The organism is Martelella sp. (assembly GCF_984369615.1).
Map to the genome: position 1 here is coordinate 1 of NZ_CFHTCS010000145.1, position 10,043 is coordinate 10,043.

Sequence of the window (10,043 nt, forward strand, 5' to 3'; positions counted from 1 at the left end):
GCCGGCGCTGCTCATCGCCGACGAGCCGACCACGGCGCTCGACGTCACCGTCCAGGCGGAGGTCCTAGACATTCTCGATCAGCTGGTGCGCGAGCTCGGCATCGGCCTGATGCTGATCTCCCACGATTTCGGCGTCGTCGCGCGGATGGCGGACCGGGTGACGGTGATGCAGGCCGGACGCATGGTGGAAACAGGAACGGCGGAAGACATTATCTGCCGACCGGAGCGTCCGTATACGAAGCGACTGCTGTCATCCCTGCCCCGGCGGGTGCGGGCCGGACTGGGAAGCGACCCATGACTCCGCTTCTGCGCACTGAAAACCTTTGCCGCCGCTATGGTGCCGATGGCCCTGCCGCGCTCGAGAATGTCTCGATCAGCCTCCAGCCCGGCGAAATCCTCGGCATTGTCGGGGAAAGCGGCTCCGGCAAGTCCACCCTCGCCCGGCTCGTCATGGCGCTCGACCGGCCGACATCGGGCACGGTACTCTTCGAGGACCGCCAGATCACCGCATTGTCCGAACGGCAATTGCGTCCTCTGCGCCGCGATTTCCAGATGGTGTTTCAGGACCCTTATGGTTCGCTCGATCCGCGCCACACGGTCGACCGGATCATCGGCGAGCCGCTTGGCCTTGAGGAACCCCCCCCGCGCGGAGCAAAGCGACGGCAGAGGATCGCCACGCTTCTGGAAGAGGTCGGATTGAGCGCGGACGACCTCGACCGCTATCCCCATCAGTTTTCCGGCGGGCAGCGCCAGCGGATCGCCATTGCCAGGGCGCTGATCACCCGGCCGAAGCTGCTGGTGGCCGACGAGCCGACCTCTGCGCTCGACGTCACGGTGCAGGCCCAGATCCTGAAGCTGCTTTTGCGGATGCGGGCAGACCACGGCGTCTCGATCCTGCTGATCACCCATGACATCGGCGTTGTCGACGAGATCTGCGACCGGGTTGCGGTGATGCATGCGGGGCGGGTCGTCGAGGCCGGTCCCTTGCGGGACGTGCTGGACAACCCGCGCGAGGACTATACGCGCCGTCTCCTTGCCGCCGAGCCGACTCTTGCTCGGTTCAGGCCGTCGACATGAAAAGCCCGGCCTGTTGGTCCAGGCCGGGCCTTGTTCGCGACGGCAAGGTCGCGGGAGAGAGATCTTGGCGCAACGGCCCGAAAATCGGAATCGATTCTCGGAAAGCACGATGCGTAGCTAAAATAGGTCAGAGCGTTCTTTGTGCGTCCGAATGGGACGCACGGCGCTGTCGTCAGTCGGCCGTCATGCCGCCATCGACGGGCAGGCGCACGCCGGTGACGAATTTGGCCTGATCACTGGCGAGATAGACGACGGCATCGGCGATCTCGTCAGGCTCGGCATAGCGCTGCAGCGGAATGCTGGCGGCGAACCCCTTCTTGGCCTCGCCGCCATGGCCGGGCGCAAACCCTTCCTCCAGCGAACGCATCATCCGCGTTTCGACCGGCGAGGGATGGATCGAATTGACCCTGATGCCATCGCGCGCGCCCTCAAGGGCAGCGGTGCGCATCAGTCCGACCAGCGCGTGTTTCGAGGTGATGTAGGCCGAGACATCCGGCGTGCCACCAAGGCCTGCCACCGAGGCCATGATCACCACATTGCCCTTGGTTTTCTTCAGTTCCGGCATGGCATATTTAAGGCCGAGAAAGATGCCGCGGACATTGACCGCCATCACCTTGTCGAACATCTCTGTCGGGTAATCGGTGATGGGCTTCACGACGCCCTCAATGCCGGCATTCGCGACAAGAATGTCGAGCTTGCCGAACTTTTCGACCGCGGCCGCGACATAAGCCTGCGTCTGCTCGGGATCGGTAACGTCCGCCACGGCATAGGCCGCCTTGTCATGGCCGAGTTCCGCAACCGCATCCTTCAGCGCATCCTCATCAAGGTCCACCAGCAGCACCTTGGCGCCTTCGACGGTCATGCGCTTGGCCGTGGCAATCCCGATCCCGCCGGCACCACCCGTGATAATGGCCACTTTGTCTTTGAGTTGAGCCATTTCAACCTCCCATGATTGTCTCAAACAGATGTGGGAAGCGAGAGGTTCACAGACAAGAACCGTGACGGATTTGTAATGCTGAAACGGTTGGTTTTCAGACCGTTGACGAGCCCGAACGATCAGGCTCTCGGGGCGAACGCAGCTTCCAGGCTTTCGACAAAGCGCAGCACGCGCGCCGCCGGTTTTCGTCCGGCCAGATAGAGCGCATGGACTGGGCGTTTGGGCGTCTCGTAGTCTTCAAACAGCCGAACCAGCCGGCCCGCCTTCAGCTCCTCTCGGAGAATCGCTTCCGCCCCGAAGGCAATGGCCCGTCCTTCAAGCGCGGCATGCATCAGCACGCGCCAGTCATTGCTGAAAAGGCGACCGTCGACGCGCGCCTCATGGCTCCGGCCATCCCGCGCGAATGTCCAGCGGCAGAGCGTATTGCCAGCCCGTTGCCCGAAGATCAGACACTGATGTTCGCTGAGCTTTTCCGGCGTTTCCGGGAGCCCGTGACGTGCGAGATAAGCCGGAGCCGCACAAGCGACCAGATGGTAAAAGCCGAGCGGCACACTGCTGAGTCCCGCATTGGCGGGCGCACCGATGCGGATCGTCACATCGTAGCCTTCCTCGACCGGGTCCACAAAACGATCATCAAGCGTCAGTTCCACCTGAACGTCAGGATAGCGGTCCAGAAACGCGCTGATCAAAGGCGGCAACGCCAACCCGCCAAACGTCCTCGGCGCATTGACCCTCAACAAGCCGCTGGGATGGCGATGCATGTCCACGGCCAGGTTTTCCGCAGCCTCCGCCTCCGCCAGAATAACCTTGCACCGCTCATAGAAGGCTCGCCCGGTATCCGTCAAATCCTGCCTTCGTGTCGTGCGATGAATGAGGGTGGTGCCCACACGATCTTCCAGAAAACGGATATGCTTGGAAACCATTTGCGGCGAGATGCCCATGGCATCGGCGGCAGCGACAAAAGAGCCAAGATCGGCCGCTTGAACATAGACAGCCATGCTGGTCAGCCGGTCCATCATTATCCCCTTTTGGTTGCGGCACAATGTCAACAAACGAGATTTAAAAACACCAGGTAGCGTATTACACGGAGGTATCACCAACTCAATTGGAGAAAACCATGAAGATCGGAATTATCGGCGCGGGCTATGTCGGGCGCACGATCGCCGCCAAGGCCGTGGAAACCGGACATACCGTCATGATCAGCAATTCGAGGGGGCCGCAGACCCTGTTCAGCATGCAGGGCGCAATCGGATGTGAGATCGGCACGGTCGATGAGGTCGCCGCATTCGGAGACGCCGTCGTCATCGCCATTCCGCTTTCGGCGATCGATACCCTGCCCGCCGAAAGGCTCGTTGGCAAGATCGTGATCGACGCCGTGAACTACTATTTCGAGCGTGACGGCCATATCGACGCACTCGACAAAGGCGAGACAACGACAAGTGAACTTCTGGCAGCCAGGCTTCCCGGCGCGCGCGTCGTCAAGGCCTTCAACGCCATACGCATGATCGATGTTGAACCCGCCTCACGCCCCGAAGGCGCGCCGGATCGCCTCGCCTTGCCGCTTGCAGGTGATGACGAAGCGGCAAAAGCCGAAGTGGCAGCGCTCTACAACGCATTCGGATTTGACCCGCTCGACGCCGGAACGCTTTCGGAAAGCTGGCGTTTCGAGCGCGACCGTCCGGCCTATTGCAATCTGAAGCCAAGGGAAGAACTGGCACGCACCCTGGCGGAAACCGTTCGCTGAACGTTTAAGTAAACGCGCGCCCGAACGCCATCAGAACTAAGGTACGATGGCGTTCGGGCCAATCTCAGCCTCAATCCTTGTGGCGGCGCGCGGGGAAAAGGATGACGTCGCGGATCGACGGGCCGTCGGTCAAAAGCATGATCAGGCGGTCGATGCCGATGCCCAGGCCGCCCGCCGGTGGCATGCCGTGGTCCATGGCGTTGAGGAAATCGTCGTCCAGCCTTTTTTCCATCTCGCCGCGGGCATGGGCCTGCTCGAGCTGCTCGACCATGCGGCGGCGCTGCTCGACCGGATCATTGAGTTCGGAGAACGCATTGCCGAGCTCCCAGCCGTTGACATAGGTCTCGAAGCGCTCGACCAGACGCGGCTCGCCCGGAACTTCCTTGGCGAAGGGCGAAATGTCCTTCGGGAAATGCGTGACATGGCACGGCTGGATCAGCGATGCTTCCAGTGTCTCCTCGAAGATGAAGGCCAGGCACTCGCCCCAGGTCCAATCGCTCTCGATTTCGAAACCGGCGGCTTCGGCGGCTTCGCGGGCCTCCTCGTCGGTCGCGATCGACAGGAAATCGATCCCGGTCGCCTCCTTCACGGCGTCGGGCATCGGCACACGCTTGAACGGGCCCTTGAAATTGAGCTCGATCTCGCCAAACTTCACCGCCGTGCTGTCGTGGAGCGTCACAGCGAGCGTCTCGAACATGCGCTCGACAATACCCATCATGTCCTCGTAATCGGCATAGGCCCAGTAACACTCCATCATAGTGAACTCGGGATTGTGCCGGGTGGAGACGCCCTCGTTGCGGAAGTTGCGGTTGACCTCGAACACCTTGTCGGTGAGCCCGGAAACCAGGATGCGCTTCAGGTAGAGCTCCGGCGCGATCCTCAGATACATGTCCATGTCGAGCGCGTTGTGGTGGGTCTTGAACGGATCGGCCGACGCGCCGCCATAGATAGACTGCAGCATCGGCGTCTCGACTTCCATGAAGCCCTCGCCTTCGAGGAAACGGCGCACGCCGGAGAGGATCTTCGAGCGCTGGATGAAGCGCAGCTTCGAATCCTCATTGCTCATGATGTCGAGATAGCGCTGGCGATAGCGCGTCTCGATATCGGCGAGACCATGATATTTCTCCGGCATCGGCTTCAATGCCTTGGTGAGCATGGTGATCTCATGCGCATTGATGGTCAGCTCGCCGCGCTTGGTGCGGCGGACGACGCCGGTGACGCCGACGATATCGGCGAGGTCGACCAGCGACCACATCTCCCGCACCTCTTCAGGCGTCGTGTCCTTGTGGGAAAAGATCTGGATCTTGCCCGAGGCATCGCGCAGGTCAACAAACATGCCGGAATTGCGCATGGAATAGACGCGGCCGGCAACGGTGACGACATCCTCGGTCATCGTGTCGTCGGGAAGGTCGGCGTATTTTTCCGCCAGTTCCGCATTGGTGACCGTGCGGTGGAAATGGGCGGGATAGACATCGCCGATCTTCTCGCGCAGGATTTCAAGCTTCTGCGCGCGCACTTCCGTGGCGTCGGAGGAGAGTTCTTCGGTCTTCTTGTTCATCTTACTTCTTTGCCTCTTCTGCGACCATGCCTGCAACGACGGCCTCGGAATTCTTCAGGCGCTGGCGCACCACGGCGCGGCCGAGGATTGCCATACTGTCAAACAGCGGCAGCGAACGCGAGGAACCGGACATGGCGACAAACAGCGGCGCGACAACAATGCGCAGCTTCTTGTCCATGTCATCCGCAAGCTGGCGCAGCGCCTCTTCCACGGTCGTCGCGTTCCATTCGGTCAACTTTTCCAGTACGGGCTGGACGGCCTTCAGGATCTCAAGGATTTCTTCCGGATTGGTTTTCTTGATCTTCGCAAACGCTTCCGCCGCCGGCACCATGTCCGACTGCAGCAGGAAGCCCATCAGCGCCGGGAGTTCGCCAAGTTTGGTGATCCGGCTCTGGGAGAGTTTCAGCCCGTCCTTCAGCCGAGCATTCTCAGAGGCCCAGGCGGCGACGCGGAGAATGAAATCCTCTTCCGACAGCGTTTCGCGCAGGAAACGGCCGTTCAGCCATTCGAGCTTCTGCGTGTCGAAGACGGCGCCCGACTTGTTGAGGTTGTCCTGATCGAACTTCTCGATCAGCTCATCCATCGACATCAGTTCCTCGCCCTCGGCGATCTGGATGAAGAACAGTCCGAGGAAGTTCATCAGCGCTTCCGGCAGATAGCCGAGCGCGGAGTAATAGGAGATCGAGGTCGGGTTCTTGCGCTTCGACAGTTTCGACTTGTCGGGATTGCGCATCAGCGGCAGGTGGAAGAACTGCGGCGGCTCGAGCCCCAGATAGGTGTAAAGCAGGATGTGCTTCGGCACCGAGGCGAGCCACTCCTCGCCGCGCGCCACATGGGTGATCTTCATCAGGTGGTCGTCGACGACATTGGCCATGTGATAGGTCGGCATGCCGTCGGCCTTCAAGAGAACCTGCATGTCGACCGCATCCCACGGGATCTCGACATCGCCATAGACGCCGTCGGTGAACTTGCACGCGCCCTCTTCCGGAATCTTCATGCGCACGACATTGGGCTCGCCCGCCTCGATGCGGGCTTTCACCTCTTCGGCCTTCAGATGCATGCAGAGCCCGTCATATTTCGGGGCGCGGCCTTCGGCGCGCTGTCCGGCGCGCATGCGCTCCAGCCGTTCGGGCGTGCAGAAGCAATGGAAGGCGTGGCCTTCTTCCACCAGCCTGTCGACGAAGGGCCTGTAGATGTCCTTGCGGTCGGACTGGCGGTAGGGACCATACTCGCCGCCGACATCGGGGCCCTCATCCCATTCGAGCCCGCACCATTTCAACGCATCGAGCACGTTCTTCTCGTATTCGGGCGTCGAGCGCGAAGCGTCGGTGTCCTCGATGCGGAGAATGAAGGTGCCGCCCATCTTCTTGGCGTAGAGATAGTTGAAAAGCGCCGTATAGGCGGTGCCGACATGCGGCTCGCCGGTGGGAGAAGGCGCAATGCGCAGGCGGGGGCCGGTTGTGCTCATCGTGTTCGTCCATGCTGCCGGCCGGATCGGGTGACGGTCATATCCGGCCGAGAGAGTTCTTCCAGTGCTGAAATTCGCTGAAGCCGCAAGGCGTCCATGGCCCGTCAGTCAAGGCGGCTCTGTCTGGCCTGCCTTAGGCCATATTCAACCCTTTCCGTCAAGCCGTCAGGCTCAATGGCCGGGCGATGCGCCTTCCGCGGCGGGCTTTTCGCCGCCTTCGGCCCGGTCCAGCCTGCGCTTGCGGCGCGCCAGCATGTTGAGAAACTCCACAAGACCCGAAAACGCCATCGCGGCATAGACATATCCCTTGGGCACGTGGAAGCCGAGCCCGTCTGCGATCAACGTCATCCCGATCATCAGCAGGAAGGCAAGCGCCAGCATGACGATGGTGGGGTTGGCCTCGATGAAACGGGCAAGCGGGCCGGAGGCGACCAGCATCAGCGTAACGGCGACGACGACGGCAATGACCATGATCGGCAGATGATCGGTCATGCCGACGGCGGTGATGATGCTGTCGATCGAGAACACCAGGTCAAGCAGCAGAATCTGGAAAATCGCCGCCGAAAAGCCCGCCTTGACCGCACCGCCGACAATGTCGCCGGGCCCGTCCTCGGGGTCGACGCTGTGGTGGATTTCCTTCGTCGCCTTCCAGACCAGAAACAGGCCGCCGGCGATCAGGATGATATCCTTCCAGGAGAACTCATGGCCAAAGGCTGAAAACACCGGCTCCGTCAGTTGCACGATGAAGGCGACGGTCGCCAGCAGCAACAGCCGGAACACCAGCGCCAGACCGAGACCGATCCGCCGCGCGGCCTGCCGCCTGTTTGCCGGCAGCTTGTTGGTGAGGATGGATATGAAGACGAGGTTGTCGATGCCGAGCACGACTTCCATGATGATCAGGGTTACAAGCGCTGCCCAGGCTTCGGGCTGGACGGCGAGGGCCAGTAGATCGGTCACTCAATTCTCCTCATCTGCCCCGCACGGTCGTTCGCTGCAGGTATGGCGCTGTTCAATACATCGGTTCGCCGCGGCAATCCATATCCGCGCGCTCACGCTTTTCTGTCATCAACGCCGATGTCCCGATCCGGGTTCCTGGCGTCTCTCGGCTTGACAGGCCGGCGGGGGAGGCGCATTAGCATCGCCATAAATCGAACTCGCCAGTTCGAATTGTCAATTGCCAAAGCTGGACACCCTCCCATGTTCAGCCGAGAAAGGCCTTTCAGCATGAGCAATGATCACGAGGACAGTCACGCCGCTGCGGAACAGGCTCCGGCAAAGAAGTCGGGCGGCGCGCGCAGGATCATCTTTGCCGTGATCGGCGTTGCCGTCATCGCCGGCGCCGGCTGGTTCGGTTATCAATGGTGGACGGAGGGCCGCTTCATCGTTTCCACCGATGACGCCTATATCGAAGGCGACATCGCGACGATCTCGCCGAAGGTCTCCGGCTACGTCGAAAGCGTGGAAGTCTCGAACAATGAAAAAGTCAAGAAGGGCGATCTTCTGGTCAAGATCGACGATGGCGACTATCAGAACGCGCTCGCCCAGGCCGAGGCGCAGCTCAACGCCCAGAATGTGGCGCTGAAGGCGACGGAAGCGCAGATCGGCGGCGCCAAGGCCCAGCTCAATCAGGCAAAGGCCAATCGCGACGCGCTCGATCCGCAGATCGAGAATGCGAAGAGCGCCTTCGAGCGCGCCAACACGCTGAAGGAAAAGGGCGCGGCGACCGTTGCCGCCTTCGACGATGCCAAGGCGCAGGTCGACCAGCTGAAGGCGCAGGTCGAGGCCGCCAATGCCGCAATCGAGGTGGCGAAGTCGAACATCAATACCGCCGAGGCCCAGCTAGCCCAGCAGCAGGCGGCGTTGAAGGAACGCCGGCTCGCCGTTGACATGGCCAAGCGCAATCTCGCCTTCACCGAAATTCACGCGCCCTTTGACGGCGTCTTCGGCAACCGCAACGTCCAGGTCGGCGACCTCGTTTCCTCCGGCGCCCGCCTCGGCGCGCTGGTTCCGACAGAGGACCTCTATATCGTCGCCAATTTCAAGGAGACGGACCTTGATCGCCTGGGCATCGGCGAAGAGGTTCATGTCAGCGTCGACGCCTTCAAGGATGATGACTTCACCGGCAAGGTCGTTTCCTTCTCGCCGGCCTCGGGCGCGGTCTTCGCGCTCCTGCCGCCGCAAAACGCGACCGGCAATTTCACCAAAGTCGTCCAGCGCATTCCGGTTCATATTTCCATTCCGCAGGAGATGCTCGACCGGGGCTATCTGAAGGCCGGTCTTTCGGTCACGGCCGAAGCCGACACCCGAACCGCGCCCGACGGCACGCTCGGCAGGGTCGTCGCCGGCAACCGCTAACGGACAAAGGCCGAGCGTCCTCCCACCGGACAGGTGAACCATGACAGAGATTGCCGAAAGCACAGCCCGCAGCGAGAACGCGCCGGCGGCACCTCCACAGGCGCCTTCGGAGCACGTCAGCGCCCGCACATGGGCGGCCTTCGTCATCATGGCCTTCGGCATGTTCATGGCGATCCTCGACATCCAGATCGTCGCATCCGCGCTCACCGATATCCAGGCCGGCATCTCTGCGAGCGCCGATGAAATCGCCTGGGTGCAGACCTCCTATCTGATCGCCGAAGTGATCATGATCCCGCTGTCGGGCATTCTGGCGCGGATATTTTCCACCCGCGTGGTGTTTTCGGTTTCCGCCGCCGCGTTTACCGCCTGCAGCGCGCTTTGCGCCACGGCCACCTCTATCGACCAGATGATCATCTACCGGGCGCTGCAGGGCTTCATGTCGGGCGGCCTGGTGCCGGCCGTCTTTGCCGTTGCCTTCACCGCCTTTCCGCCGTCCAAACGCTCGACCGTCATTCCCGTTGTCGGCCTCGTGGCAACGATGGCGCCGACCATCGGGCCGACGATCGGCGGTTATCTCGTCGATGCCTTTTCCTGGCACTGGCTGTTCCTGATCAATGTCGTGCCCGGCATACTGGTGACGATCGGGGCCTGGCTGCTGATCGACTTCGACAGGCCCGACTATTCGATCATGAAGCACTTCGACTGGTTCGGGCTCATCGCCATGGCTCTCTTTCTCGGCTCGCTCGAGTATTTTCTCGAGGAAGGCAATATCGAAGGCTGGTTCCAGGCCGATGTCATCCGCTACGCCTTCGTCATCATGGTCGGCGCCGGCATCGCCTTCTTCTACCGTTCCTTCACCAGCCGCTATCCGGTCGTCGATCTGCGCGCCTTCGGCAATTTCAAC

At 61.5% G+C, this 10,043-nt stretch carries 9 protein-coding genes and 1 pseudogene; 5 read left to right on the forward strand and 5 right to left on the reverse strand.

What is annotated here, in order from left to right:
- Together AC5DC2_RS12700 and AC5DC2_RS12705 are read left to right on the forward strand one after the other, a co-directional pair.
- Window positions 1–298 (forward strand): annotated as a pseudogene (locus AC5DC2_RS12700) (ABC transporter ATP-binding protein); the annotation flags it as partial.
- Window positions 295–1,077: an ATP-binding cassette domain-containing protein gene (locus AC5DC2_RS12705; RefSeq protein WP_491698734.1), complete on the forward strand. Its 783-nt coding sequence runs from the start codon at window positions 295–297 to the stop codon at window positions 1,075–1,077. The pseudogene AC5DC2_RS12700 and the gene AC5DC2_RS12705, both read left to right, overlap by 4 nt.
- Window positions 1,078–1,249: 172 nt before the next feature.
- Here the strand turns inward: AC5DC2_RS12705 and AC5DC2_RS12710 are convergent, their stop codons facing one another.
- Together AC5DC2_RS12710 and AC5DC2_RS12715 are read right to left on the reverse strand one after the other, a co-directional pair.
- Window positions 1,250–2,014 (reverse strand): SDR family NAD(P)-dependent oxidoreductase, encoded by a 765-nt coding sequence (locus tag AC5DC2_RS12710; RefSeq protein ID WP_024709362.1) that lies wholly within the window; start codon window positions 2,012–2,014, stop codon window positions 1,250–1,252.
- A gap of 119 nt (window positions 2,015–2,133) precedes the next feature.
- A complete protein-coding gene (locus AC5DC2_RS12715; RefSeq protein WP_491698735.1) occupies window positions 2,134–3,030 on the reverse strand; it encodes a LysR family transcriptional regulator in 897 nt (298 codons plus the stop codon).
- Between the two features lie 101 nt (window positions 3,031–3,131).
- On the opposite strand from AC5DC2_RS12715, the gene AC5DC2_RS12720 reads away from it, so the two are divergent.
- Entirely contained in the window at window positions 3,132–3,758 is a 627-nt protein-coding gene (locus tag AC5DC2_RS12720) for an NADPH-dependent F420 reductase (RefSeq protein WP_491698736.1), read from the forward strand.
- Window positions 3,759–3,828: 70 nt separating this feature from the next.
- Here the strand turns inward: AC5DC2_RS12720 and lysS are convergent, their stop codons facing one another.
- The 3 genes from lysS to AC5DC2_RS12735 all read right to left on the reverse strand — a co-directional run bounded on the left by lysS (window position 3,829) and on the right by AC5DC2_RS12735 (window position 7,741).
- The gene (gene lysS / locus AC5DC2_RS12725) at window positions 3,829–5,316 is read right to left on the reverse strand and encodes a lysine--tRNA ligase (protein ID WP_491698737.1); all 1,488 of its coding nucleotides are present in this window, start codon (window positions 5,314–5,316) and stop codon (window positions 3,829–3,831) included.
- 1 nt (window position 5,317) lies between these two features.
- The gene (gene gltX / locus AC5DC2_RS12730; RefSeq protein ID WP_491698738.1) at window positions 5,318–6,784 is read right to left on the reverse strand and encodes a glutamate--tRNA ligase; all 1,467 of its coding nucleotides are present in this window, start codon (window positions 6,782–6,784) and stop codon (window positions 5,318–5,320) included.
- A gap of 171 nt (window positions 6,785–6,955) precedes the next feature.
- Window positions 6,956–7,741: a TerC family protein gene (locus AC5DC2_RS12735; RefSeq protein WP_491698739.1), complete on the reverse strand. Its 786-nt coding sequence runs from the start codon at window positions 7,739–7,741 to the stop codon at window positions 6,956–6,958.
- Between the two features lie 267 nt (window positions 7,742–8,008).
- Here AC5DC2_RS12735 and AC5DC2_RS12740 point away from each other — a divergent pair, with 267 nt between their 5' ends.
- On the forward strand, window positions 8,009–9,139 hold the full coding sequence (locus AC5DC2_RS12740) for an HlyD family secretion protein (RefSeq protein WP_491698740.1): 1,131 nt from the start codon (window positions 8,009–8,011) through the stop codon (window positions 9,137–9,139).
- A gap of 40 nt (window positions 9,140–9,179) precedes the next feature.
- On the forward strand, window positions 9,180–10,043 hold an 864-nt coding region (locus tag AC5DC2_RS12745; protein ID WP_491698741.1), incomplete at its 3' end, for a DHA2 family efflux MFS transporter permease subunit.